Raw genomic sequence first — 24725 nt, 5'->3', positions numbered from 1 at the left:
TCAGCCTGCAGGAGAGACGCTCAGGGTTGGTGGCGACCGCCTCGGACGCTATGATCGGCGGTTCAAGTTTTGCGGGAGTGTGGCATGTCGAGTCTTCCTCCGGATCCTGCCGCGGACCATCGCGCGCGCGCTCCGATCAAGCGTGCCCTCTGGATCACGCTGGCGGCGCTATGTTTCGGCATCGGCGTGGTCGGTATCTTTTTGCCACTGTTGCCGGCGACCGACTTCATGCTGTTGTCCGTTATCTGCGCCTCTCGAGGGTCAAAACGCTTTGAGCGCTGGATTCGGCGCAACCGTTTTGCCGGGCCGCTGATTCGGGCCTGGGAAGAAGAGCGCGCCATTCCCTTGCCTGCCAAGGTCGTGTCGATTGGCATGATGTTTTTCAGTGCCTGGGTGATCTGGATTCACACCGGTTTCAACTGGGTCTTCTGGGTACTCTTGATGGTATTGATCCTGGTGGGGACATTCGTGGCCACTCGTCCGCTGCCTTCCGGCAATGCTCGAACATCCAATGACCGATGACCTCGGCGCACGTGTTTTTGTGCACGTCGATGCCCCTGCGTTGACTGACAGGCCGCTGAAAACTCCTCTTTTGCTGTGCAGTAAACTCGCCGGGGAGGTGCCATGCGCTATCTCTGGATAGGCCTTGCGGGGCTCTGTTTTGCGTTAGGCGTTGCCGGGGTCTTTTTACCGCTGCTGCCCACCACACCCTTTATGCTGGCGGCGGTCGCGTTGGCTACGAAAGGGTCGCCGCGCTTTGCCAGCTGGATTCGACAGCATCGGCTGGCGGGGCCGCCCCTGCAGCGCTGGGAGCGCGAACGCGCCATTTCAACATGTGCCAAGGGACTGGCGGTGATGACCCTGCTTTTCAGCGCTGTGGTGATCTGGCTCACCATTCCGTCTCTGGCTGTGCGTGTCGGCGTCACTGCGCTTTTGATCGGTATCGGCAGCTGGCTGGTGACGCGGGCTACCCCTTCCCGATAGAACCCTTATGACGTTAGTGGTTTTGAGTCAACGCTTTGAGCCAACACTGGCTTGCGGCGTACACTGGAACCACGATCGATTTCAGGAGCCTTCCATGGCCGAGCCGCAAGCCATTTATCTCAGTGATTACCGCCCACCAGCCTACCGCGTCGAGAAAACAGAGCTGACCTTTGATCTGGACCCGAATGCCACGAGGGTCAGGGCGCGTCTTCACATGCATCGTCATGACGATTATGACGCTCAAGCAGCATTGACACTTTCCGGTCATGCATTGAAGACCGAACGTGTGGCCATCGATGGCCACACGCTGCTGGAAAGTGAATATCGTATCGAGGGCGACCAGTTAATCATCGATCGCGTACCGACCTCGTTCGTGCTGGATACCGAAGTGGTCATCGATCCGGAAAACAATACGGCGCTGGAAGGTCTCTACGTGTCGGGGCCGATGTTTTGTACCCAGTGCGAGCCTGAAGGGTTTCGACGTATCACCTGGTATCCCGACCGTCCGGATGTGATGGCCGTGTTTACCACAACCGTCATCGGCGATAGACAGCGTCAGCCGGTACTGCTATCCAACGGCAATCCCATCGAGCGTGGCGAGCTGCCGGGCGGTCGTCACTTCGTGACCTGGGAAGACCCGCATCCCAAGCCTTCCTATCTGTTTGCGCTGGTGGCCGGCTCGCTGGAATGCGTGCGCGATAGCTTTACTACCATGAGCGGGCGTGAAGTGGCGCTCGAATTGTGGGTCGAGGCACAGAATCTGGAAAAGACCGACTGGGCCATGGCCTCGCTCAAGCGCGCCATGGCCTGGGACGAGCAGGCCTATGGGCGTGAATACGATCTGGATCTTTTCATGATCGTTGCCGTGGACGACTTCAACATGGGCGCCATGGAAAACAAGGGGCTCAACATCTTCAACAGCGCGGCAGTGCTGGCCAACCCGCAGACCACCACGGACGCCACCTTCCAGCGCATTGAAGGGATCGTGGCACACGAGTATTTCCATAACTGGTCGGGTAATCGTGTGACCTGCCGCGACTGGTTTCAGCTGGCGCTCAAGGAAGGCTTTACGGTCTTTCGTGACCAGAGCTTTTCCTCAAGCATCAACTCGGCGCCGGTCAAGCGCATCGAGGACGCCGCGCTGCTGCGCACCCTGCAGTTTGCAGAAGATGCCGGCCCGACGGCACATCCGGTGCGTCCCGATCACTTCATCGAAATTTCGAACTTCTACACCCTGACCATCTATGAAAAGGGTGCCGAAATCGTGCGCATGCTCAGCAATCTGCTGGGAGAAGAGGCGTTTCGTCGCGGCAGCGATCTCTACTTCGAGCGCTTTGATGGTCAGGCCGTGCGGGTCGAGGACTTTGTCGAGACCATGGCCGAGGTGTCGGGTGAAGATCTGACCCAGTTCATGCGCTGGTACGCTCAGGCGGGGACACCTCAGCTCACGGCACGCAGCGATTACGATGTCGAGCAGCGCCAGCTTACCCTGACCATTTCTCAGCAAACGCCGCCCACCCCCGGGCAGAGCGACAAGCAGGCCCTGCATGTGCCGGTGCGTATGGGGCTGATCGCCGCTGATGGGCAGCCGGTCGAACTGGTCCTCAACGGTGAGTCACACGGTACCGATACCGTGTTGCATCTTCGCCAGGCCGAGCAGCAGTGGGTCTTTGACAACGTTGCTGAGGGCGCCGTGCCGTCGCTGCTACGGGGGCTGTCAGCGCCGGTTCGCCTTGAATATCCCTGGTCGCGCGATGAGCTGTCGCATCTGATGCGCTTTGATGAGGATGGTTTCAATCGCTGGGACGCCACGCAGCGGCTGGCGCTGATGGCGATTGAGGAGATGATGGTCGCGCATCAGCGTGGCGAGCTGATGGCGCTTGATGCTCGATTGATCGAGGCCTTTCGACATCTGCTGCGTGAGCCGACCGACGACAAGGCGGTACTGGCCGAAATGCTGCGCCTGCCCAGCGAGGCATGGATTGCCGAGCAGCAGGAGCGCGTGGATATCGATGCCATCCATGGTGCGCGCCGTGCTGCCATCGAACAGCTGGCGGACAACCTGTTTCCCGAGTTCGAAAGCCTCTATCACGCCAATCAACGGGTGGAGGCATACGCGCCCACGCCAGAACAGATTGCCTCACGCAGCCTGAAGAATGTGGCGCTTTCATACCTGGTCGCCAATGGTGAACCCGAGGCGCTCAACATGGCCCGCGCCCAGTATGAGGCCGATCACAACATGACAGATGTGCGTGCGGCGCTGACCCTGCTGGCGCATTCCGATCGGGCTGACCTGGGGGATCCAGCCATTCGCGCCTTCGGTGAGCGCTGGGCACATGACTCGCTGGTTATGGATCAGTGGTTTGCCACTCAGGTGACGCGGCCGCAGTTTGATGCACTGGAGCGCGTCCGCTTTCTGATGGCGCATCCGGCCTTTTCGATCAAAAACCCCAACCGGGTTCGGGCATTGATTGGGGCCTTCACCCAGCAGAACCGGGTCAATTTTCACCGCCTCGACGGGGAGGGCTATCGACTGCTGGCGGATGTGGTCATCGAGCTTAATCGTCTCAATCCGGAAATCGCGGCGCGCATGATTGTGCCGCTGACGCGTTATCATCGCCTCGACGAAAAGCGTCAGGCACTGATGCGTGGCGAGCTTGAGCGTATTCGGCAGGAAAAGCTTTCGCGTAACGTGTTTGAGGTGGTGGAAAAGGCGCTGGCCTGATCTCTGTCTGAAATACCATGCAAAACGGCGCCCGAAGGGGCGCCGTTTTTTGATGGCGGCAGGGAGGCTGCCAGACATCATGAGTGGCTTGCAGCGACTCAGGGGGCGATGGCGCGGGTAGCGTCGGTAAAGCCCAGCAGGGAAATATCGGTGTCCAGACGCTGGCCGTTGGGATCAAACAGACTGACCGTCGCCTTCGTGCCGCCACGCAGCTGGCTGAGCAGCTGACCCTGAAGGGGCAGATCGGCGCGGCAGGCGTCATCCATGCACACCTGGTACGGGAAGGGGATTTCCTTGCCGTTGTCGACCTGAAGCTGCATGCCGGGTGCCAGGCGCACGCCCAGTGGCAGCAGAAAGACCATGACCGGATCACTGCTCTGCGGCGGATAGGCCACGACGACCCGCATGACAGGGCGTTTGCTGTTAGGGCTGTTGACGAGCTGCGTCATGGTGCAGTGTGCGTCATTACCGCCGCCCTTGGGGCAGCGTACTTCCCAGTCCCGGAATTGTTTGATATCGGCATCGGGTGCGTTTTGTGGCTGCGCCTGGGCAGCGGGCACCACATAGAGGGAAAATAGCGTCGCCATCAGGGCCAGAAGCCCTGAAGCCGAAATGCGGCGTAACAGCATGTGCAGTCTCTCCTGTAAATGACGGGCACGGGTAGGACCACGCACGCAGCGCTACCCGAAGCGCTACACACTAAGCCCTGACGCCTGTTTTATAAAGTCTCTCGGCAATGAGGGGGTGTGGGCGATGTTTCTGAAAGCGAATGATCCCTGAAGTTCCCGCAGGGGTTCAGTATGGGGTGATAAGGTCAGTGGAAATGGGGCGATTGCCAAATACCGGGCGCAGCACAAAGTTGGAGTGAACGCCGGTGACCCCTTCGATCGGAGTGATGTGTTCCAGCAGCAGGCGCTGATAGTCGTCCATATCCTCCACACGAATCTTGAGCTGATAATCGACTTCCTGACCAGTGATCATCAGGCATTCGATAACTTCAGGCAGGGCGGCGACGCGCTGTTCGAAATTGGCAAAGCGCTCGGGCGTATGGCGATCCATCGAAATGTGGACCAGGGCCATCAGCCGATAGCCCAGCCTTCGAGCATCGACCTGGGCCTGATAGCCGGTGATCAGGCCACTTTCTTCAAGTGCCCGCACCCGCCTCAGGCAGGGGGACGGCGACAACCCTACCCGGTCGGCCAGGGCCTGATTGCTGATACGACCTTCCGTCTGAAGTATTTCAAGAATATGTCGATCATAGCGATCGATGGCAATGACGGGTTGTCTTTCAGACATTTATTGGTACCTTTTGCCAAAATTTTTCATGATGTTGGCATTATATTGCTTCAAAGGGGTGCTTTGCCACGATAATCGCAAGGACCTGTCATGCTGGCAGCGTTATACTGACTCTACTGTCACGAGCAGTGCCGATGCGGCTCATGGGAGTGCTTCACAAGAGCAGATCCCGATGACGTCCCTGTTCAGGCATGAAACATCCCTTCAGCGCTTATCAGAGGTAAACATGACTGCTTTCAATCATCGCAAGTACAGCCCTGCACCGCGTGTGGCCGCCTTTAATCGTCAGTGGCCCGATCGCGATCTCGAATCCGCGCCAATCTGGGTCAGTGAAGACCTGCGCGATGGCAACCAGGCGCTACTGGAGCCGATGAGCGTGAAGCAGAAAAAGCGCTTTTGGAAGCAGATCATTCGTGTCGGCATCAAGGAAGTCATGGTTGGCTTTCCCTCGGCCAGCCAGCCTGATTATGACTTCGTCCGCTGGCTGATCGAGGAGGATCAGATTCCCGAGGATGTCACCATTGCCGTACTGGTGCAGTGTCGTGAACACCTGATCGAGAAAAGTTTCGAGGCTCTGGTGGGCGTCAAGCGCGCCATTATTCACCTCTATAATTCCACGTCGACCACCCAGCGTGAGCGCGTGTTCGAAATGGACCGCGACGGTATCGTCAATATTGCAGTCAGCGGCGCGCAGTGGGTCAAGGAGCATGCCGACCGGTATCCACAGGTCGACTGGCGTTTTCAGTATTCTCCGGAAAGCTTCTCCAGTACCGAACTCGATTTCTCGCTGGCCATTTGTGAAGCTGTCATGGATGTGTGGCAGCCCACGCCCGACAACAAGTGCATTCTGAACCTTCCCAATACGGTGGAAGTGGCCGGACCGCATCATCATGCCGACCAGATCGAATATTTCTGTCAGAACATCAGTCGTCGTGACAGCGTCATTATTTCGGTACACACCCACAATGATCGCGGCGGTGCAGTGGCCGCAGCAGAACTGGCCCTGCTGGCGGGCGCCGAGCGCGTCGAAGGCACGCTTTTGGGTAACGGCGAGCGCACCGGCAACATGGATATCGTTACGCTGGCGATGAATCTCTACAGTCAGGGTATCGACCCCGGGCTTGATCTGTCGCGTCCGGACGAAATCATTCAGGTCGTGACCGAGTGCACCGGCATTGCCATGCACCCCCGTCACCCCTGGGTGGGCGAGATGGTCTATACCGCCTTTTCCGGCAGTCACCAGGATGCCATTCGCAAGTCACTCAAGAAGCAGGGCGACGACGAACCCTGGCAGGTGGCCTATCTGCCGATCGACCCACGCGATATCGGTCGTGACTACCAGGCGGTGATTCGCGTCAACAGTCAGTCCGGCAAGGGGGGCATGGCCTTTTTGCTCGAGCGCGACTACGGCATCAGCCTGCCACGCTGGATGATGCTGGCGCTGGCCCCTCATGTGCAAAAGGAGAGCGAGCGGCTGAGCGGCGAGCTTTCCAGCGAGTCCATTCGCCGTCTGCTGTTTACGACCTTCATGCGGGAAGGGCCGTTGTCGCTTGTGGATTATCGTTTGTCACGCGCCAGCGATGAAGGCCTCTTCATCACGCTTGAGCAGGACGGTGAGCATCTGACACTGGAAGGCAGCGGTAACGGCGCGATGTCGGCCTTCATGAATGCTTGGCAGCGCCACAGCGGCCAGCAGATCGGTATCCTTGATTACAACGAGCATTCACTGGGTGAAGACAGTGAAGCCAATGCCATTGCCTTTGTGCAGCTCAACGTGGATGGTCAGCGAATCTGCGCCGTCGCCGAGGACAGCGACACCGTCAGCGCCTCGCTCAAAGCAATCATTTCAGGCATTAACCTGTGTAATGAAATGACCGGAGCGCGGGATAGCCTGACAGCGATGGCCGACAGCGTCTGATCGTCGTTCACCAGTACGAAGCCCAAAAGACCTGTTGCCGATAGGGCGACAGGTCTTTTTTTGGATCCCTTTTTTCGACATCAGTAGGGTGACATCAGCAGCGTCTGAACATCGGCGTCCATGGGCACCCGAAAACTGCTGGCACCCAGAACGAGCTGGTCGGCCAGGCGAACGAGCCGGGCATTGACGAACACTTCGCCCCGCGCGACGGCATAGGTGCCCAGCAGTACGGCGCTGGCATTGTAGTTGTTGGCCAGCCGCTGCACATTGCGAGACAGGATCAGCTCGCCGGTGTACTCCTCGATATACAGGCTGTCACGCAGCTTGACCTCGATAACGTTGAGGCCCTGTTCGACCAGCTTGGACGTCATGGTTTCGGTCAACGTGCGGCCGAGCGTGGAGGAGCGGCCAAGCTGGTCCACGTCGACAAAGGTGGTCGCAATGACCGTATCGTTGGGCGACAGACGGCCATGAGCATTCTTGACCAGCTGCTCGGCAGCCGTATCGACTCGGGAAAGCAGGGTGGGGGGCTCGGGCACAGTGTTATATCCCGGCAGGGAAGAGCAGCCCGTCACCAGCATGCAGATCAGTAGTGCCACCGTCAGCGGCAGACGAGAAAATCGTTGGCTTACCATTGCGATGAAACCCTCAGCCCGCTTCGGCTTTCGTAATGATTGCTGTCACCGGCATTGATGTAATAAATGTTGGAGGACGAGTACAGCAGCGTGTCGAATTCGGTGGCCCGGGTCGTAATGATGACTTCAGTATTGCCCACCTCGGTGATATTACCGCTGAAGGCATCAAACAGTGCGGCACCCGGGATCAGTGCCAGAGCCGGCTCGGACCAGTGGTTGAGCGGCTGGAAGGCCCAGGCCACGCCTGCAGCGAGGAAGGTAAGGGCGCCCGGTGGCGGACGGATGCTGCCGCGGTCACTGTGGGTGACAACCTGAACCGATGGATTGATGATCACGGAACCTTCGGGCTGGGTACTGACCAGAGCGCCCTGCTGAACCAGCTGGCTTTCAAGCAGCGAATGATAGCCGCGCTCAAAAGGCGTCGCCGGCTGTGGCGAGAAGACATAAAGCGGCCGGCTGCGAAGGCGCTGATTGGCCATGATGCCGCGGGCTTCGTTGCGGGCCAGTACGTCCCAGTGATGCGCTGCCTGCATGCGCTGCTGGTCGCTCATCTCCCAGGTTGTCGCCATCGGGACCTGGGACGTATTGACTTTAAAACAGCCACTCAGCGTGGCGGCCAGGCAGATGGCTCCCCAGATCCTTAACGACATCGATTTCCTTCCCTTGATAGTACAGCTCTTGTCAAGCTGTGCCATGGTTGATCAGGAAGGTCTTATCGGCCACGTCAGAGCCGGCTTGAGTCCGGCAATGACGAGTGCATTGATGTCCAGGCCTCGATGTCGGTTGAGAAGAAAGAGGGTCGTGTTGTTTCCGGTCGTATCACGGAATCAACCATGAAAGGACCAGAAGCCCCAGCACCAGCCAGATCAGGCCGCCAATAATGCCACCGCGCAGCATGGCGCGAACGCCGTTGATCAGCAGCAAAAGGCCGATGACCAGAATGACCAGGCTGAACACGGAAGGGCTGATGCCCAGCGAGCCGGTCAGTCCATCGATGAAGCCGCCCATGGCGCCAAAAAGGTTGGCGAAAATGGAAGCCAGAAATTCCACGATGGCACGAATAATGTTGCCCAGCGTTTCGCCGACCCAGCTGAAAAAACCGTCTGACTGCATGGTGAAGTTTCCGCTAAAGATGAGAGGGCGTCAGTCGCCGGCAGTGCCGGCCTGCGCGCGCAGCCATGCGATTTCCTGGTCCCAGATGGCAGGCTCGATGGTTTCTAGAATCATGGGAATGCCACCAATCCGTGGGTCCTGCATGATGGTCTTGAAAGCCGCACTGCCGATATTGCCCTGGCCCAGGCTGTGATGACGATCCACGCGGCTATCCAGTGTGCTTTTGGCATCGTTGAGATGCATGCCGCGCAAGTATTCAATGCCGACCACTGTGTCCAGTTCATCCAGCACAGCTTGAGTCGAGGCTTCAGTGCGCAGGTCGTAGCCACCGGCGAAAGCGTGACAGGTATCGATACAGACGCCGACGCGTGACTTGTCATCTACCTGCTCGATGATTTCTGCAAGCTGTTCGAAACGATAGCCCAGATTACTGCCCTGGCCGGCCGTATTTTCGATGACAGCGGTCACGCCTCGGGTTTGCGCCAGCGCCTCGTTGATGGACTCGGCAATGATCTTCAGGCATTCGCTTTCACTGATCTTGCGCAGATGGCTGCCCGGGTGGAAATTGAGCAGGGTCAGACCAAGCTGCTCGCAGCGCTGCATCTCATCGAGAAAAGCCGCGCGCGATTTGGCCAGCCCTTCGGCTTCCGGGTGGCCCAGATTGATCAGATAACTGTCATGGGGAAGAATCTGCTCAGGCGTAAAGCCATGATGGTGGCATGCCTTTTTAAATGCCTCGATAACGCTGTCATCGAGTGGTTTGGCCTTCCACTGACGTTGATTCTTGGTAAACAGCGCAAAGGCATTGGCACCAATGTCTACGGCGCGTTTGACCGCCTGGTCAACGCCACCAGCGGCGCTGACATGTGCTCCAATATAATGCATGTCGCCATCGTTCCCAGAGCCATAAACGCCCATTATGACAGCCGAGGCGGCAGAGCTCCATGTCAGGCGTACCAGCCCTTACGGCGTATTGTGAAACGTTAGTACATCATTGACGTCGTCAAGTCTTGCCATGGCGGCGTCAACCGTGAACGCAGGAGTGCGCGGGGGATCGAATACTTCACCACGTACGCCCTGGACAATATGTTCGATGGATAGGCAGCTATCACCTGCAATGCCGCGCCAGGCGCTGACCTGGCGGTAGTGGCTCATGCCGGCATCGCTGGTTTCAAAATGGGTAAAGGGATGGCCATCGATTGTGGTGGGTGTGCCGTTCAGTGTTTGGCCGGCATCGTCAGGGCGAGTGCAATGGGCCGCTATAAAGGGATCCCGGCTGCGCCCCAGCAGCCACCAGCCGCTTCTGATGTCATCGGAGCTTGGCAGCTTCAAAAGCACCAGCCTCTGACCGGCGCCGGGGGCAGTGCTCAGACTGCTCCAGCCAGGGTCGCCGAACCCGGGCGCGTCAAAATGATCCGTGCTGACCAGATCGCTGCTCGCTATCGTGAGCAGGTCATCCTGATAAAACGGTGTCGGTGAGCGGGATGCCGACGGGCAGCCCGTGAGGGCTGCCCCAACTATTCCCATAGTCATGACTTGTAGCAACAGTCTTCTCATGAAGACCTGTCACGCTTGTGCAGATTCTGAGCGTCCTTTGGCTTTTTCGACATGTGATGCCGTTGAATCAGGCCCTGTTTGCATTCCTTCTGGGCTTCCAGGTCGCCACGAATCTGCGCATGACTGATCAGGGAAAAGATAAACGTGCCGCCGACCACGTTGCCGGCAAGTGTTGGCAGGGCAAAGCGTAAAAGGAAATCGCTCCAGTCGGCATTGCCTGAAAACACCATGTAAAACATTTCACTGGCCCCGACCACAATGTGCGCAAATCCGCCGATGGCCATAACGTAGGTGATAATCAGAATGATCCAGACCTTGGCCTGATCGGCAGCCGGAATCAGCCATACCAGGGTGGCAATCATCCAGCCGGCCAGAATGGCGCTTGAAAACATCTCTAATGGCGATTTGTCCATGAGATGCTCGCCCAGCGTGATAAAGGCGTCGTGGGTGGCCGGGTCAAACATCGGCATGTACAGGAATGTGGCCGCTGAAAGTGCCGCACCGACCATGTTGCCGAACAGCACGACCCCCCAAAGGCGACCCAGAGCGCCAAAGTTGGCAAGCGTTGGATGGCTCATGACCGGTAAAACGGCCGTCACGGTGTTTTCCGTAAAGAGCTGCTGGCGGGCCAGAATGACGACGATAAAGCCAATCGTATAGCCCAGGCATTCGATCATGAAACCGGCGCCCGTGTCCGGCAGCTGTGCGTGCATAAGACCGCGCGCGACCATGGAAAAACTCATGGAAATGCCGGCGGCGATGGCGGACCACAACAGTGCCATCGAGTCTCGAGCCAGTTCCTTCTGGCCATCCTTGCGAAGTCGCTGGTGAACCGCAGCAGCCTGAGAGGGTAATTCCTGGCCTTTCTCCTCTTCATCGTTAGCATGCTTGTCGGAAACGCTGCCTGATGAGGCTTCCTGTGGTTCCTGTTCCACGGCTTCTGCATCCAGTCCGCCTTCAAAATCATCTTCTGCGTGCTGTTTTTCTTCCTGGCTCATAGAGGTGCGCGCCTGTTTGTTATCGCGATGGTCAATAAGCTTAGCGTAGCCGGGCCGCTTTCAAACCGACAGGAAGTGTTGGCCGGCCCTGATGTAGTCTGTACAGTGCCTTTTCTTCTTTTAAAAGAGTTTGATAATGGGCACTTTCCCCGGCAATCGCCGCCTGATTGCCATGATGATGGCGCTGATCGTGCTTACCCCTCTGGGCGTCGATATCTTTTTACCCTCGCTGCCCATGGTCGCGCAGGACTTTGCGCTGGATACCGCCGGTATCAAGTGGTCCATCACGTTGTATCTGATCAGCATGGGAGCAGGGCAGCTGGTGGCCGGCCCGTTGGTAGATGGTCTGGGGCGACGACCCATGGCGATTGCCGGGGCGCTCTTGTATGGACTGGCTGCGGCACTGTGCCTCATGGCCGACCAGATTACGCTGTTTTATATCGGACGCCTGCTTCAGGGTCTGGGCGCTTCACTGGCTACCGTCGTGGCGTTTTCCTGTGTGCGAGACCGTTTTGATGGGAACCGACGCGCCGGCATTTACAGCTTTTTGAATGCAGCGGTTTGTGTGGTACCAGCGCTGGCTCCCCTGCTGGGGAGCCTGTTGGCCGCCTTCTGGCACTGGCGTGCCAGTTTCATTTTCATGACGGTCTTTGCGCTCGGTGTTGCGCTCTTTTGTCTCTGGGGGCTGGAGGAAACTCGACCGGCCGGCGAGCATAAAAGCCGCCTTTCTCATTATGGGCGTGATGTGGTCACCATCCTGCGCGATGGCCAGTTTGTCTTTCATGTCCTGATTGCCATGACCGGCATGACCGTCATTCTTGTCTATGTCACGACATCGCCAATACTGCTGATGGATCAGGCGGGTTTGAGCGAGCTGGCCTTTGGCGGCTGGTTTGGTGCTATCGCGGCCATCAACGTAGTGGCTTACTTTCTCGCTCCGCGTCTGATTTCGTCTCTGGGGCAGCATCGCGCCATTCAGGCAGGACTTGCCGTCATGGTCATGGGTGGCTGTTGTCATGCCTTGTTTTACAGCGTTTCTGGCTCGGATGTGGCTTCCTTCATGCTCCCCAATGCCGTCATGGTGACCGGCTTTTCACTGACACTGGGAGCTGCGTTGAGCCTGGCGCTTGAACCCTATGCAGACAGGGCAGGGCTTGCCTCATCGCTGGCAGGGTGTTGCCAGATGGGGGGCGGTGCGCTGATGGCCTCATTGTTGACATGGTTGCCGCTATCACCTCAGTGGATACTGGCATTGACTGGCATTATTGGCGCAGGAGGGCTTTTATTAACGGCATTAATGACATGTCATCGACATCGGGTACTGGCATGACCGGTTAAATCTGTTATCGACGTGTCACCAGGTGGTAAAAAAAGACAGCGTTTCATTATGACTACTGAGAAAAAGCCTTGCCGGCGCTAGAATAGCGTCCGTATGCACATCCAATGCATGATATCTCCTGGGTCGCTGCGGCATCTTGGGACGTATCGTGCGTAGAAAAGTGACGTAGAATGCTGCACCCGAGCTTCTGGTATAAAGGTGCAGGGTCGTGGTAAACAGGCCTGCTGAATTCGACAAGGCATATGCTGCCATGTATGGCTGCCCTGAGCATTTTCCTGCATGGCGGTAATGGTATGAACCATACCTTTTTTAAATACCAGGGCACTTCAAGGATGCTTATGAGGAATGTTGCTGTGACGTCTTATCTGAAAACCTCCGGTAGTTTCGCGGCTTACGCTACCCTGAAAAAAAGTGCCTTGCTGGCTTTCGGAGTGGCTTCCCTGTTCTCCACTCAGGCCGTACTCGCATTTGACTTCAACGATGTCAGCCAGGAGGCTCAGGAGCTTGCACAGCGTGGATACACTGCGCCTCAAAGCAATCTCCCGGAATCCCTTGCCGGATTGAATTTTCAGCAATATCAGCAGATTCAATACAAGCCTGCCCAATCACACTGGCGCAGCGATAACCTGAGATTTGATCTGGGGTTTTTTCACGAAGGTATGCACTACAACACGCCGGTAACCATCAATGAGGTCAACGGCGATGATGTGCAGGAATTGAAATTTTCCCCGGAGAATTTCAATTACGGCAATCTGGATGTCGACAGATCAAAGTTCAAGGATCTTGGTTTCGCCGGCTTCAAGATCAACTACGGCGATAGCCCCGACAAGAAAAGTGAGTCGATGGTATTTCTGGGCGCCAGCTATTTTCGTGTGGCGGGCCAGAACCAGCGCTATGGACTCTCAAGCCGCGGTCTTGCCGTGGATACCGGGCTCAATTCGGGCGAAGAGTTTCCGCGGTTCAAGGAGTTCTGGGTGGTTAAACCCCAGGGAGATGACCGCTATCTGACCATCTATGCGCTGCTGGATTCACCCAGCGCCACCGGCGCCTATCGCTTTATTCTGCGCCCGGGACAGGACAGCGTTGTCGATGTGCAGTCTCGCCTCTTCCTGCGTCGTCAGGTCACCAAGCTGGGCATTGCACCGCTGACCAGCATGTACCTGTTTGGTCCCGAGCAGCCGTCCACCAGCAGTAATTATCGTCCTGCCATTCATGACTCCAATGGTCTGCTGCTGGCCACCAGTGACGGGCAGTGGCTGTGGCGTCCGCTGGCCAATCCCAAGCGTCTTTCCGTGGATACATTCCCGGCCAACAACCCGCGCGGTATGGGGCTTTTGCAGCGTGACCACGATTTCGGCGACTATCAGGACATCGAAAATCGTTACGACCTGCGCCCGAGTGCCTGGATCGAGCCGCAAAATACCTGGGGTGACGGACAGGTAGAACTTGTCCAGATTCCGACGCCGGATGAAACCAACGACAACATTGTCAGCTTCTGGCGCCCGACGCAGGAACTGCCAACCAACCAGCCGCTGGATTTCAATTACACCATCAACTGGACGCTCAATGAGGCGCGCTACCATACGCCTGATCTGGGTTGGGTTGCACAGACCCGTCGTGCTCGTGGTGAAACGGTTCAGAACAACCTGGTGCGCAAAAGCGATGACAGCACGATGTATGTGATCGATTTCGTGGGCCCGAACCTCAAGTCGCCGGGCAGCAATGACAATGTTCAGGCGGACGTCAATCTTGGCGATAACGGCCAGGTTGTACGTAGCGAAGTGGTTCGTAACCCTGCCATGGGTGGCTACCGCCTGAAGCTGAGCGTCAAGGCCAACGACACCTCGAAGCCGATCAACATGAAGGCTTTTTTGAAAAATGGTGATTCGCGTCTGACGGAAACCTGGAACTACGTGCTGCCTGCCAATGAGTGATGATGCCTATTCAAGCCCGGCCCGGGCCTATCTCGAGCGCCTGGCGCTCGGGACCCGGGATCTGGGTAATCGACGAGAGCTGCTGGAACTGGCGTCTCAGGATACGCCGCTGTTCAAGGTTCATGAAGACGTCGGCAAGCAGAGCCTCCTGCAGGACGACCCTGCCAGCGCTTCGGTGCTCCGGCGTCTGGAGCTGGCCTATGGGACAGCGCCTCTGGCGCCGCCCGAGGTGCTTGGAACCGACAAGGTGGGGCGTGTGTGTCTCAAGACCATGCCGCCCATCAATCGTACCTCGATTGCACCGCACCCCTGGACCACCAGCCCGATCAAGCGACTGAAAAAGGGCTATCACCTGCGCCGCGGCAATTTAAAGCCGCGGGTACGCAAGACTCAGGCCCCTGAAGCACCTACTGCGCCGCGCTGGAAGATGGTGGGTACCATGCGCCGCTGGACGCTGCTGCTGCTGGTCATGGTGCAAAGCGCAGTAGCGGTCTGGTACATGAGTACCGTTTTGCCTTATCAGGGCGCACAGCTGCTTGAAGTGCTGGAACTTGTGCTCTTTGCGCTGCTGTTTTGCTGGGTGTCGGCCGGTTTCTGGACGGCGCTGATGGGGTTCTTCCAGCTTTTGAAAGGGCGGGACAAATACAGCATCTCGGCGACCAGTGCGGGGGATGAGCCGATTGACCCTTCGGCCAGAACCGCTATCGTCATGCCGATCTGTAATGAAGACGTCAACCGCGTCTTTGCCGGTCTCAAGGCGACCTATGAGTCCGTTCAGCGCAGTGGCAACATCGAGCATTTCGATTTTCACGTTCTCAGTGACAGCTATGATCCCGATACCTGTGTGGCTGAAAATCATGCCTGGTTGAGGCTGTGCCGTGAAGTGGGTGGGTTTGGCCGGATCTTCTATCGTCGCCGCTCTCGTCGGGTCAAGAAAAAGAGTGGCAACATCGATGACTTCTGCCGTCGCTTTGGGGCCAACTATCGCTACATGCTGGTCATGGACGCCGACAGTGTCATGAGCGGTCGCTGTCTGACTCGACTGGTACAGCTGATGGAAGCCAATCCGGATGCCGGTATCATTCAGTCGGCGCCGATGGCAGCAGGCAGTAACAATCTCTATGCCCGTCTGCAGCAGTTTGCCACAAGGGTATATGGGCCACTTTTCACGGCGGGCCTGCACTTCTGGCAGCTGGGGGAATCTCATTACTGGGGGCATAACGCGATTATTCGCGTTGAGCCTTTCATGTATTACTGCTCCCTGGCCCCGCTGCCGGGCAAGGGCGCCCTGTCGGGTGAAATCCTCTCCCATGACTTTGTCGAAGCGGCGCTGATGCGTCGTGCCGGCTGGGGGGTATGGATTGCCTATGACATGCCGGGCAGCTATGAAGAAATGCCGCCCAACCTGCTTGACGAGCTGCAGCGCGATCGCCGCTGGTGTCAGGGCAATATCATGAACTTCCGACTTTTTCTGGTGCGCGGCATGCATCCGGTACACCGTGCGGTATTTCTGACCGGCATCATGTCTTATCTGTCGGCGCCGCTCTGGTTCCTGTTCTTGATGCTGTCCACGGCGCTGCTGGCCGTGCATACGTTGACTACGCCCGAGTATTTCACCGAGCCCATGCAGCTGTTTCCGCGTTGGCCCGAGTGGCATCCAGGCAGGGCGGTAGCACTCTTTTCCACCACGCTGACTCTGCTGTTTTTGCCCAAGATCCTGAGTGTGATCGTGATATGGGCAAAGGGGCCACGCTATTACGGTGGGGCCGTACGTCTGGGCGTGTCGATGGTAATCGAGTCCTTGATCTCGATGCTGCTGGCGCCGGTGCGTATGCTGTTTCATACCCGCTTCGTACTGGCGGCGCTGATGGGTATCGAGGTCAAGTGGAAGTCGCCGCAGCGTGATTTCAGCGAAACAACCTGGAAAGATGCCTTCATGCGTCACGGTGGGCAGACGATGTTCGGCATCATCTGGACGCTGTTCGTCCTGTGGCTGGATCCTTTGTTTCTACTCTGGCTCTGGCCGATCGTTGGGGCGCTGATGCTGTCGATTCCGGTCTCGGTCATTACCAGCAAGGTCGGGCTGGGCCGTGCTGCCTTCCGGGGGCGCATGTTCCTGATTCCCGAAGAGTCGAATCCGCCACGGGAACTGCGGGCCACCTGGCGGTTTGTGCGCAACTCGCGCCATCAGCCACCGGCACCGACCTTCGTGCAAACGGTAGTCGATCCCATCGATAACGCGCTGGGTTGTGCCATGGGTGTGGCACGTCACAACAAGTCCGAGGCGATCGAGTCTCAGCGTCAGGCAATGGTTCGCCAGGCGCTGGTGGGCGGGCCGGAAAAGATGCCCAACAAGGAAAAGCTGTTGGTGCTGGATGACCCGGTCATGCTCTCCAGGCTGCACTATCAGGTCTGGGATCGCAGTCATCAGTATCCTGCCTGGATCGATGAGGCCTATGCCGATGATCCGCCGCCGCGCTTTATCTAGCGTGATGCGGTTTGGCTGCGAGGCAGTCTGATCCTGAAAGGCCCTGCCATTGGCAGGGCCTTTTTTGTATCCGCCTGGTTGATGCGATGATGAGTTAACCGAGTGCCATAAAAAGAAAAACCAATAAAAAAGGCCCGGTAGATGCCAGGCCTTTTGGGTGCTTCGAGATACGTATCAAGCTGTATGGAAGTCCAGCCCGTTCTCGGTTGCCTTGATGATACCGACACGAACAACAAAATCACCGAAGTGCTCGCCGACCTCACGCTCTTTCGCATAGCGATGGATCATCGGCGTCAGCTCTTCAAGAATGGTGGTCTCGTCGATGTTCTCGCGATACATCTTGTTGAGCCGGGTGCCGGTGAAATCACCGCCCAGATAGAGGTTGTATCGACCGATGGCCTTGCCGACGAAGCCGATTTCAGCCATGAAGGGACGTCCGCAGCCGTTGGGGCAGCCGGTCATGCGTACGATAATCGGATCGTTTTCAAGCCCCGCGTCCTTCATGATGGCATCGAATTTGTCGAGCAGGGTGGGCAGATAACGCTCACTTTCCGCCATGGCCAGACCACAGGTAGGGAAGGCCACACAGGCGATCGAGTGCTGACGAAGAGGGGTGACATCCTTGAGCATTCGATAGCGATCAATGATGCCGTCGATCTGCTCGCGAAGTTCGGGTTTCACGCTGGTGATAATCAGATTCTGGTTGCAGCTCAGCACGATATCGCCATCGTGAATTCTGGCGATTTCGCGCATCCCGCTCATGATCTGCATGCCGGCGTGGATGGGGTTGTCATCGGCGTAGTCGCGGATACGACCGTTCTCGACGAAAAGCCCGTAGTGCCACTGGCCATCTTCACCCTGATACCAGCCGAGAATATCGCCGGTAGTGGTAAATTCGAACGCACGCTCTTCACCCAGCGCGTAACCGAGATATTTCTCGAGTTCGGCTCTGAAGCCTTCGGCACCCATGGTGTCCACGGTGTACTTGAGGCGTGCATGCTTGCGGTTTTTGCGGTCACCGTTGTCACGCTGTACCAGCATGACCTTTTCGGCCACATCGACCGTCTGGTCGACATCGCAGTAACCAATGATCGACCCGCGGCGCGGATAAGTATCCGGTTCGCCGTGAGTCGATCCCATGCCGCCGCCGACCGCGACATTGAAGCCCTTGAGCTCACCGTTTTCGACGATGGCGATAAAGGCCAGGTCATTGGTCAGCACATCGGTTTCGTTGTCCGGCGGAATTGCCAGGCCGATCTTGAACTTGCGCGGCAGGTAATGCTGGGTATAAAGCGGCTCGGTGACTTCTTCAGGACCACCGGCAACGCGTTCTTCACCCAGAAAGATCTCGTGATAGGCCCGCGTGCGCGGCAGCAGATGATTGCTGATCTCTGCGGCTAGATCATAGACTTGCCGATGAATCGCGGAGCGATGCGGGTTGGCCGTCGAGGTCACGTTCCGATTGACGTCGCCGCAGGCGGCGATGGTGTCGATCATGGCGTCGTTGACGGTTTTCAGGTGCGCGCGCAGGTTGCTCTTGAACACGCCATGGTACTGAAAGGTCTGGCGTGTGGTGATGCGCAACGTGCCATTGGCATAGTTGCGTGCCACATCATCCAGGGTCAGCCACTGCTGGCTGCTCATGCGACCACCGGCAATACGCAGGCGCACCATGAAAGAATAAAGCGGTTCCAGCTTTTTCTTGCGGCGCTGATCGCGAACGTCGCGATCGTCCTGCATGTAAAACCCGTGGAACTTGGTCAGCTGCGTATCGTCAGGGCTGACAGCACCGGTGGCATTGTCCGCCATGTCTTCCATCAACCGCCCACGCAGAAAGTCACTGTTGACCTTCAGGCTTTCATTGGCGGCATAGTCATCAAGCGACTCGTCACGGAGTTTGGCAATAATATCGGTCATGTTCAGTATACGTCCCGCTGGTAGCGTTTGGACTGCTGGAGATCGCGGACATACTGGGCTGCGGCATCCTCATCGAGGCCACCGTGCTCCCGGGCAATATCCAGCAGCGCCTGATGCACATCGGCTGCCATGCGCTCGCCATCACCACAGACATAAAAATGGGCGCCACGCTCAAGCCAAGCGTAGAGTTCTGCCCCTTTTTCCCGCATGCGATCCTGTACGTAGACCTTTTCGGCCTGATCACGTGAAAAGGCCACATCCAGACGGGTCAGCAGGCCTTTCTCTCGCCAGTTCAGCCATTCGGCCTGATAGAGAAAATCGGTGTGAAAGTGCTGATCGCCAAAGAAAAGCCAGTTATCGCCTTCAGCGCCCGCATCGTCACGCTCCTGCATGAAGGCGCGGAAGGGGGCCACACCCGTCCCCGGACCTACCATGATGACCGGCGTGCTGTTGTCGTCCGGCAGCTTGAAGTTCTTGTTGCGATCGACATAGATCGGGACCTTGTCACCGGGCTTGACGTGCTCGGAAAGATAGCCGGTGGTGACGCCATTGCGTGCCCGTCCATGCGCTTCATAACGTACAACACCGACCGTCAGATGCACTTCATCGGGCTCGGCGTTATAGCTTGAGGCGATGGAGTAAAGCCGCGGTGGCAGCTTGCGCAGCGCCTGGGTGAAAGTGGCAGCATCGAGGTTGTCGACCGGGAACTCTTCAATCACATCAATGATGTGACGGCCGTAGACCCAAGCCTTGAACTCGTCTCGGGCTTCATCGCTCAGGATGCGACGCAGCTCGGCATCATCGCTGAGTTCGGCCCATTTCTCGAGAAAGGGGCGTGTCAGCGTGGTGACTTCGAACTCGGCCAACAGGGCATCACGTACCTTGCTGCCGGTGTCCAGTTCGGTGTCGTGACTGATTCTGAGCTTCTCGAGCAGTTCATCGACATAGGCCGGATCGTTTTGTGGGACGACGCCCAGCGCATCCCCCGGCTCATAGACAAGACCGGAATCTTCCAGCGACAGCTCTATATGACGGGTTTCCTTGCTGGAGCCGTCGTCATTGAGGATCACCGTGTCGAGAATCTCGGCATAGAACGGGTTCTTCTTGGACCACTGGCTTTCACCGGACGAGGCAGCCGGTGCACCCTGAGCGGCGGCTGCGGCAGTCGCGCCCGAGAGTTCTGCGTAGCGGCCGAGTACGGTGTCGATCCAGGCTTCAGCAGGCTCTTCGTAGTCAACATCGCAATCGATGCGATCGCTGATTCGCTCGGCGCCAAGCTCGGCCAGTCGGGCATCAAATTCCTTGCCCATCTGGCAGAACTGATCATAGCTCGAGTCGCCCAGACCCAGCACCGCAAAGCGATGACCTTCCAGTTTGGGCGCCTTGCGGCCATTGATCAGTTCATAGAAACTGATGGCAGTATCCGGCGGATCACCTTCACCCTGGGTGCTGACCACGACCACCAGGTTGGCGGGATCCTTGAGATCCTTTTTGGTGACGTCTGCCATATCGAGCAGGCGAACCTTGAAGCCTTGCGCCACGGCGCGATCACGCGCCTGCTCGGCCACGCCTTCAGCGTTGCCGGTCTGGCTGCCATATAAAACAGTAATTTCGGGTAGTGCGGAGGCGGTCTGTGGTGCACCTGCAGGTGACGCAGCGCTCAGCTGGCCGCCGGACGCGTTGAGTCCGGCGAGATACCCACTCAGCCAGGTCATTTGATCGCGATCCATACCACCCAGAACGTCATTGAGACGCTGGGCCTGGTCGCCATTCAAAGGACTGTTGGTGTCGAGCAGGGGGCCTTGTGACATCGTGGATATCCTCATCTGTCCCCGTGGGAGGAAGGCGAATGCTAGCGACCTCCCCCATGAATTAAAAGGTATAAATTATAATGCTTTTATACTTTAAAGGAATTAAAAGGCAGGTCAGGGCTGCCAGTGTTCTGATCCGCTGCTTAATATCATGACCAGCGCGACGGTGCCGTCTAAAGCCGGCCTCTGCACGGCATGCTCCGCAGGCAATGCTCCCTTCTGCAGGCGAAAGCCATGGCGGGGGTGAATGTAGCATGCCTTTAGCCTTCGATATCAGGCCGTTGCGATCTAAACTTGGATCATGCGCGCAAATGATAAAAACGGCGGAGTATACCCTTATCGGCAGGACGGTTCGAACCTGTGTGCCCATGAGTGGTTAAAAACCGTCGAGTGCCAAGTGAGCTACGAGGTTGATATTCACGGCCATTGGACCGGTGTCGCCAGGTCAAGGTCTGCACGGGCCATGGCGCGTTTAGAAGGGTGATGCGCAAGGACCTTGATATGGCATATACGTCAGCATCGCGTGCGCCTGCTAGGATAGCCTTTATAGCGTCATGGTACTGGCGTCTCTCAATTCGATAAAACAGGAGTGCGAGATTGAATTTCTGGCTGATTGTGAATGGCAAGGGGGTCGGGAATCCTGAACTGCGTGAAGCAGTGGATCGCATTCGAAATGAGGGCGTGAACCTTTCGGTTCGGGTGACCTGGGAGCATGGCGATATTGCCCGCTTTCTCGAGGAAGCGGTAGATCAACAACTGGACCGCATTATTGTTGCTGGCGGTGATGGGACGATTCACGAGGCGACCAACGCGCTAATGGGGATTGAATCCTCAAAACGCCCGGCACTTGGCATTATCCCCATGGGAACAGCAAACGATTTTGCAACTGCCACCGGCATTCCCAATCCGCCGCTTGATGCGCTGTCTCTGGCCGTTCACGGTAAGAAGCGTGCTATTGATGTTGGTCGCATCAACGATCTTTATTTTTTGAACATGGCTTCGGGTGGCTTCGGCGCCAAGGTGACCAGTGATACACCGCCTGCCCTTAAAAAACTGCTGGGAGGCGGTGCCTACTCACTGGTAGGCGTGATGCAGGCCTGGCGTTTTGAGCCCTTCCGCTGTCACTTGCAGACCCGCGATGGCAATTATGACCGTGATCTGATCGTGCTGGCGATTGGCAACGGTCGCCAGGCCGGAGGCGGGCAGGAGCTGGCGCCACGCGCGCTGCTCAACGATGGTCTGCTGGATGTGCTCACTGTTGAATCCTTCTCGTTGAGCCGGGTGGGCAATGCCATCCGGGAGTTGCGGGAGTTGCCGACCGACGGAGAGCTGGTCCGTTATCATCAGCTTACGTCCATGGACTTCCAGAGCGAGACGCCTCTGCCAATCAATCTGGATGGCGAATTTCACGAGTTTACCCAGGCAACCATAGAAGTCTGTCCGGGTGCACTATCGGTCATTCTTCCTGATGAATGTCAGCTTATCTATGAAGGACGGTAGCAGGTTCATGTGAACGTGGCCGAGAACCTGACGACCACAGGCTCCCTCACTGTCTGGTATTAAGCTGAATGTTACAAAACAACGACGGCGTGGCCGTCATCCTGTGTCTATAGGTAGTAGATTCGCTGGTGTGACAGATCGAAATGGGCCGTCATGAGCTGATGAACCGGTTGGTCAGGTCTGCAGCATTGAAGAAACCGTTTATTTGAGGTGGTCAGGGAGAGAGTGATGAAAGGGAAAACGATTGCGGCCGCAGGTCTGGCCTTCGTCATGGTATTGGGTTTGAGTGCCTGTGGTCAGGATGAACCTTCCGAAGAAGCTGCGCAGCAGGCCGAGGAGGCCAGCCAGAACAGTCATTCGATGGATGGTGAAGGCGCCAATGCTACTTCTGAAGGCGCCGCCGAGCAGGCGGGTGATGATGGCAGCATGTCCGCAGACCAGGATTCAGGCACCATGCAGGGCATGAATGAAGCCTCGGAGAGCACGGATACTGACAGTGATGAGAGCATGAGTACTCGTGAGGGCGGTACGGCCCATACCGCGACCAATGTCGACTCATCGGGCGCCATGACCCAGGCAGAAGAGTCCAGAAATCTCGATAACTGATTGATCACCTTTCGAGGCCTTGTCGATCAACCATAAAAAAGCCCGCGCCATGGCGCGGGCTTTTTGCAAGGCAAACGTGCTGACGCAGTGATCAGTCCACGGCCTTGATATTGGCGGCCTGAAGGCCTTTCTTGCCCTGAGTCACTTCAAAGGAGACCTTCTGGCCATCCTGAAGTGACTTGAAGCCTTCAGCCTGAATCTCGGAGAAGTGCGCGAAGAGATCGTCGCCACCGTCATCGGGAGAGATAAAGCCGTATCCCTTTGTGTCGTTAAACCATTTGACAGTACCGGTTGCCATCTTTGATGTCCTTGCTTTGCTTTATTTGCAGTGATACCGAGCCGCAGCCCGTTTATGCGTTGGGCTTACAGACAAGCGATGATTGAAGTGTCAGTCAGCGATTTATCTGTAAAGCTGCCTTTTGCAGCATGATTCAGGTCCCGGAGAAACGTCAAGTGCAATTTGCCAATCTTCAGGCGCATGCCATCATGCAATGAAATGATCAGCATTGGAGACAGTATTGATGAACGTTCAGAACGTCGATTACCAGGATGCACAGGCCGCGCAAAAGTTCACGCAGTCGCTGCGCGAGACCGGATTTGGCGTCGTGCGTAACCATCCCGTACCACAGGCGCTTGTCGAACGGATCTACGCTGGATGGTCGGCCTTCTTTGAAAGCCAGGACAAGGAACAGTGGCGTTTTGACCCTGAAACTCACGCCGGCTTTTTTCCTGCCAGCATTTCCGAGACGGCAAAGGGGCAAACGCAAAAGGATCTCAAGGAATATTTTCATATCTATCCTGGGACCCGTGTGCCTGACAGCCTGCAGGCCGATATCGATGAGTACTATCGCATTGCGCAGGATGTTGCGACCACGCTGCTGAGCTGGATTGAAGCCAACACGCCTGAAGAGGTCTCAGGGCAGTTTAGTGAAGCGCTTTCCAGCATGATTCGCGATAGCCAGCAGACTCTTTTGCGCGTGCTTTACTATCCGCCTCTTGAAGGGAGCGAGAGCGAAGGTGCCGTGCGTGCCGGTGCCCATGAAGACATCAATCTGATTACGGTGCTGCCGGCTTCCAACGAAGCAGGGCTTGAGGTCAAGGGGCGTGACGGTCAGTGGCTACCGGTGCCCTGTGATCCGGGGCAACTGGTCATCAATGTGGGCGACATGCTTCAGGAAGCGTCCGATGGATACTTTCCCTCGACCACCCATCGGGTCGTCAATCCGGAAGGCGCCTCGCGTGGTCGAGCTCGTCTGTCCCTGCCGCTGTTTTTGCACCCGCGCCCGGAGGTGGTGCTTTCCAGTCGTTATAGCGCCGATGACTATCTCAAGGAAAGGCTGCGGGAGCTTGGCGTGTCATGAGTGCCGTCACTTCTCAGCCGCAATGGCCGCTGGACTGGCGACCCGGTAATCATGCTGACGATCTGCGTTTTGCTCAGCAGCTGGTAGAGGAGACCATGTCTCCCTACTGGCAGAAGCGGCGTATGGTGTTCAGTCGTCAGCTGTTCAGGGATCAATGGGTGCGGTTGGAGACGGCCATCATCATGCGTGATGATCGAAAGGCCGGGTTGATTGCCTGGGATGTGACCGATGGCATTCACCACCTTCGTGAGCTTCATCTGGCGGCCCCGTGGCGGGGGCAGGGCATCGGCTCACAGGTGCTTGCCAACTGGATCGCCCGTCAGGAAGCCCTGGGGGCTGGAAAGATGCGGCTCAAGGTGTTTGCCGAAAACCCGGCTCGCCGGCTTTATGAGCGTATGGGGTTTCAACCCATGAAAAATGCGAGCGATATCTCGGGGCTTTTGAACATGGAGCGGCGCACCTGACATGATGCTGTTACAGCATCCGGCATTGACTGTTTGATGACCCGCCACCATATCGTGTGCAGTCTTAAACTTCTCGAAA

General features: G+C 57.2%; 22 protein-coding genes. 11 read left to right on the top strand and 11 right to left on the bottom strand.

Annotated elements, in window-relative coordinates; all coding sequences use genetic code 11:
* Positions 1-84: 84 nt before the first annotated feature.
* The 3 genes from B9H00_RS01885 (at position 85) to pepN (ending at position 3709) form a co-directional block, all read left to right on the top strand.
* Complete coding sequence (locus B9H00_RS01885; protein ID WP_086899230.1) at positions 85-522, top strand: YbaN family protein; 438 nt, start codon at positions 85-87, stop codon at positions 520-522.
* 102 nt (positions 523-624) lie between these two features.
* Positions 625-984 carry a YbaN family protein gene (locus tag B9H00_RS01880; RefSeq protein ID WP_086899229.1) on the top strand — a complete coding sequence of 120 codons (360 nt, stop codon included), beginning with the start codon at positions 625-627 and terminating at the stop codon, positions 982-984.
* Positions 985-1078: 94 nt separating this feature from the next.
* Positions 1079-3709 carry an aminopeptidase N gene (pepN, locus tag B9H00_RS01875; RefSeq protein ID WP_086899228.1) on the top strand — a complete coding sequence of 877 codons (2631 nt, stop codon included), beginning with the start codon at positions 1079-1081 and terminating at the stop codon, positions 3707-3709.
* Positions 3710-3807: 98 nt separating this feature from the next.
* Here pepN and B9H00_RS01870 read toward each other — a convergent pair whose 3' ends face one another.
* Together B9H00_RS01870 and B9H00_RS01865 are read right to left on the bottom strand one after the other, a co-directional pair.
* On the bottom strand, positions 3808-4338 hold the full coding sequence (locus tag B9H00_RS01870; RefSeq protein WP_086899227.1) for an invasion associated locus B family protein: 531 nt from the start codon (positions 4336-4338) through the stop codon (positions 3808-3810).
* 166 nt (positions 4339-4504) lie between these two features.
* Positions 4505-5005 carry an Lrp/AsnC family transcriptional regulator gene (locus tag B9H00_RS01865; RefSeq protein WP_086899226.1) on the bottom strand — a complete coding sequence of 167 codons (501 nt, stop codon included), beginning with the start codon at positions 5003-5005 and terminating at the stop codon, positions 4505-4507.
* 226 nt (positions 5006-5231) lie between these two features.
* On the opposite strand from B9H00_RS01865, the gene B9H00_RS01860 reads away from it, so the two are divergent.
* Entirely contained in the window at positions 5232-6923 is a 1692-nt protein-coding gene (locus tag B9H00_RS01860) for a 2-isopropylmalate synthase (RefSeq protein ID WP_086899225.1), read from the top strand.
* A gap of 80 nt (positions 6924-7003) precedes the next feature.
* Here the strand turns inward: B9H00_RS01860 and B9H00_RS01855 are convergent, their stop codons facing one another.
* The 6 genes from B9H00_RS01855 to B9H00_RS01830 form a co-directional block, all read right to left on the bottom strand.
* Entirely contained in the window at positions 7004-7558 is a 555-nt protein-coding gene (locus B9H00_RS01855; RefSeq protein WP_086899224.1) for a FlgO family outer membrane protein, read from the bottom strand.
* Entirely contained in the window at positions 7552-8208 is a 657-nt protein-coding gene (locus tag B9H00_RS01850) for a hypothetical protein (protein ID WP_086899223.1), read from the bottom strand. The genes B9H00_RS01855 and B9H00_RS01850 overlap by 7 nt, the downstream gene beginning before the upstream one ends.
* 169 nt (positions 8209-8377) lie before the next feature.
* Positions 8378-8671 (bottom strand): hypothetical protein, encoded by a 294-nt coding sequence (locus B9H00_RS01845; RefSeq protein WP_086899222.1) that lies wholly within the window; start codon positions 8669-8671, stop codon positions 8378-8380.
* A 30-nt stretch (positions 8672-8701) separates the two neighbouring features.
* Positions 8702-9556 carry a deoxyribonuclease IV gene (nfo, locus tag B9H00_RS01840; RefSeq protein ID WP_086901644.1) on the bottom strand — a complete coding sequence of 285 codons (855 nt, stop codon included), beginning with the start codon at positions 9554-9556 and terminating at the stop codon, positions 8702-8704.
* Positions 9557-9634: 78 nt separating this feature from the next.
* Positions 9635-10204, bottom strand: a complete 570-nt coding sequence (locus B9H00_RS01835) for a hypothetical protein (RefSeq protein WP_147376529.1) — start codon at positions 10202-10204, stop codon at positions 9635-9637.
* A gap of 20 nt (positions 10205-10224) precedes the next feature.
* Positions 10225-11226: a formate/nitrite transporter family protein gene (locus B9H00_RS01830; protein WP_086899220.1), complete on the bottom strand. Its 1002-nt coding sequence runs from the start codon at positions 11224-11226 to the stop codon at positions 10225-10227.
* 136 nt (positions 11227-11362) lie between these two features.
* On the opposite strand from B9H00_RS01830, the gene B9H00_RS01825 reads away from it, so the two are divergent.
* From B9H00_RS01825 to mdoH, 3 genes are all read left to right on the top strand, one after another.
* Positions 11363-12556 carry a multidrug effflux MFS transporter gene (locus B9H00_RS01825; protein ID WP_086899219.1) on the top strand — a complete coding sequence of 398 codons (1194 nt, stop codon included), beginning with the start codon at positions 11363-11365 and terminating at the stop codon, positions 12554-12556.
* A gap of 362 nt (positions 12557-12918) precedes the next feature.
* Complete coding sequence (locus tag B9H00_RS01820) at positions 12919-14499, top strand: glucan biosynthesis protein G (protein ID WP_236944332.1); 1581 nt, start codon at positions 12919-12921, stop codon at positions 14497-14499.
* Entirely contained in the window at positions 14492-16987 is a 2496-nt protein-coding gene (mdoH, locus tag B9H00_RS01815) for a glucans biosynthesis glucosyltransferase MdoH (RefSeq protein ID WP_086899217.1), read from the top strand. The genes B9H00_RS01820 and mdoH overlap by 8 nt, the downstream gene beginning before the upstream one ends.
* Before the next feature lie 174 nt (positions 16988-17161).
* On the opposite strand, the gene B9H00_RS01810 is transcribed toward mdoH, so the two are convergent.
* Together B9H00_RS01810 and B9H00_RS01805 are read right to left on the bottom strand one after the other, a co-directional pair.
* Positions 17162-18904: an NADPH-dependent assimilatory sulfite reductase hemoprotein subunit gene (locus B9H00_RS01810; protein WP_086899216.1), complete on the bottom strand. Its 1743-nt coding sequence runs from the start codon at positions 18902-18904 to the stop codon at positions 17162-17164.
* 2 nt (positions 18905-18906) lie between these two features.
* Positions 18907-20715 (bottom strand): assimilatory sulfite reductase (NADPH) flavoprotein subunit, encoded by a 1809-nt coding sequence (locus B9H00_RS01805; protein WP_086899215.1) that lies wholly within the window; start codon positions 20713-20715, stop codon positions 18907-18909.
* 597 nt (positions 20716-21312) lie between these two features.
* On the opposite strand from B9H00_RS01805, the gene yegS reads away from it, so the two are divergent.
* Entirely contained in the window at positions 21313-22215 is a 903-nt protein-coding gene (gene yegS / locus B9H00_RS01800) for a lipid kinase YegS (protein WP_086899214.1), read from the top strand.
* 228 nt (positions 22216-22443) lie between these two features.
* Entirely contained in the window at positions 22444-22821 is a 378-nt protein-coding gene (locus B9H00_RS01795) for a hypothetical protein (RefSeq protein ID WP_086899213.1), read from the top strand.
* A gap of 91 nt (positions 22822-22912) precedes the next feature.
* Here B9H00_RS01795 and B9H00_RS01790 read toward each other — a convergent pair whose 3' ends face one another.
* The gene (locus B9H00_RS01790) at positions 22913-23119 is read right to left on the bottom strand and encodes a cold-shock protein (RefSeq protein WP_086622574.1); all 207 of its coding nucleotides are present in this window, start codon (positions 23117-23119) and stop codon (positions 22913-22915) included.
* A 223-nt stretch (positions 23120-23342) separates the two neighbouring features.
* Here B9H00_RS01790 and B9H00_RS01785 point away from each other — a divergent pair, with 223 nt between their 5' ends.
* A complete protein-coding gene (locus tag B9H00_RS01785; RefSeq protein ID WP_086899212.1) occupies positions 23343-24182 on the top strand; it encodes an isopenicillin N synthase family dioxygenase in 840 nt (279 codons plus the stop codon).
* Positions 24179-24646, top strand: a complete 468-nt coding sequence (locus B9H00_RS01780) for a GNAT family N-acetyltransferase (RefSeq protein ID WP_086899211.1) — start codon at positions 24179-24181, stop codon at positions 24644-24646. The genes B9H00_RS01785 and B9H00_RS01780 overlap by 4 nt, the downstream gene beginning before the upstream one ends.
* Positions 24647-24725 lie beyond the last annotated feature (79 nt).

The organism is Kushneria marisflavi (assembly GCF_002157205.1).
GTDB classification, from domain to species: Bacteria; Pseudomonadota; Gammaproteobacteria; order Pseudomonadales; family Halomonadaceae; genus Kushneria; species Kushneria marisflavi.
Note: the sequence above shows the minus strand (reverse complement) of the source record. Positions and strands in the feature narration are given on the sequence as shown.

What these genes read in the sequence shown, in the direction of transcription:
- B9H00_RS01885 (WP_086899230.1), top strand. Translation starts at nt 85, where the DNA reads ATGTCGAGTCTTCCTCCGGATCCTGCCGCGGACCATCGCGCGCGCGCT.
- B9H00_RS01880 (WP_086899229.1), top strand. Translation starts at nt 625, where the DNA reads ATGCGCTATCTCTGGATAGGCCTTGCGGGGCTCTGTTTTGCGTTAGGC.
- pepN (WP_086899228.1), top strand. Translation starts at nt 1,079, where the DNA reads ATGGCCGAGCCGCAAGCCATTTATCTCAGTGATTACCGCCCACCAGCC.
- B9H00_RS01870 (WP_086899227.1), bottom strand. Translation starts at nt 4,338, where the DNA reads ATGCTGTTACGCCGCATTTCGGCTTCAGGGCTTCTGGCCCTGATGGCG.
- B9H00_RS01865 (WP_086899226.1), bottom strand. Translation starts at nt 5,005, where the DNA reads ATGTCTGAAAGACAACCCGTCATTGCCATCGATCGCTATGATCGACAT.
- B9H00_RS01860 (WP_086899225.1), top strand. Translation starts at nt 5,232, where the DNA reads ATGACTGCTTTCAATCATCGCAAGTACAGCCCTGCACCGCGTGTGGCC.
- B9H00_RS01855 (WP_086899224.1), bottom strand. Translation starts at nt 7,558, where the DNA reads ATGGTAAGCCAACGATTTTCTCGTCTGCCGCTGACGGTGGCACTACTG.
- B9H00_RS01850 (WP_086899223.1), bottom strand. Translation starts at nt 8,208, where the DNA reads ATGTCGTTAAGGATCTGGGGAGCCATCTGCCTGGCCGCCACGCTGAGT.
- B9H00_RS01845 (WP_086899222.1), bottom strand. Translation starts at nt 8,671, where the DNA reads ATGCAGTCAGACGGTTTTTTCAGCTGGGTCGGCGAAACGCTGGGCAAC.
- nfo (WP_086901644.1), bottom strand. Translation starts at nt 9,556, where the DNA reads ATGCATTATATTGGAGCACATGTCAGCGCCGCTGGTGGCGTTGACCAG.
- B9H00_RS01835 (WP_147376529.1), bottom strand. Translation starts at nt 10,204, where the DNA reads ATGACTATGGGAATAGTTGGGGCAGCCCTCACGGGCTGCCCGTCGGCA.
- B9H00_RS01830 (WP_086899220.1), bottom strand. Translation starts at nt 11,226, where the DNA reads ATGAGCCAGGAAGAAAAACAGCACGCAGAAGATGATTTTGAAGGCGGA.
- B9H00_RS01825 (WP_086899219.1), top strand. Translation starts at nt 11,363, where the DNA reads ATGGGCACTTTCCCCGGCAATCGCCGCCTGATTGCCATGATGATGGCG.
- mdoH (WP_086899217.1), top strand. Translation starts at nt 14,492, where the DNA reads ATGAGTGATGATGCCTATTCAAGCCCGGCCCGGGCCTATCTCGAGCGC.
- B9H00_RS01810 (WP_086899216.1), bottom strand. Translation starts at nt 18,904, where the DNA reads ATGACCGATATTATTGCCAAACTCCGTGACGAGTCGCTTGATGACTAT.
- B9H00_RS01805 (WP_086899215.1), bottom strand. Translation starts at nt 20,715, where the DNA reads ATGTCACAAGGCCCCCTGCTCGACACCAACAGTCCTTTGAATGGCGAC.
- B9H00_RS01795 (WP_086899213.1), top strand. Translation starts at nt 22,444, where the DNA reads ATGAAAGGGAAAACGATTGCGGCCGCAGGTCTGGCCTTCGTCATGGTA.
- B9H00_RS01790 (WP_086622574.1), bottom strand. Translation starts at nt 23,119, where the DNA reads ATGGCAACCGGTACTGTCAAATGGTTTAACGACACAAAGGGATACGGC.
- B9H00_RS01785 (WP_086899212.1), top strand. Translation starts at nt 23,343, where the DNA reads ATGAACGTTCAGAACGTCGATTACCAGGATGCACAGGCCGCGCAAAAG.
- B9H00_RS01780 (WP_086899211.1), top strand. Translation starts at nt 24,179, where the DNA reads ATGAGTGCCGTCACTTCTCAGCCGCAATGGCCGCTGGACTGGCGACCC.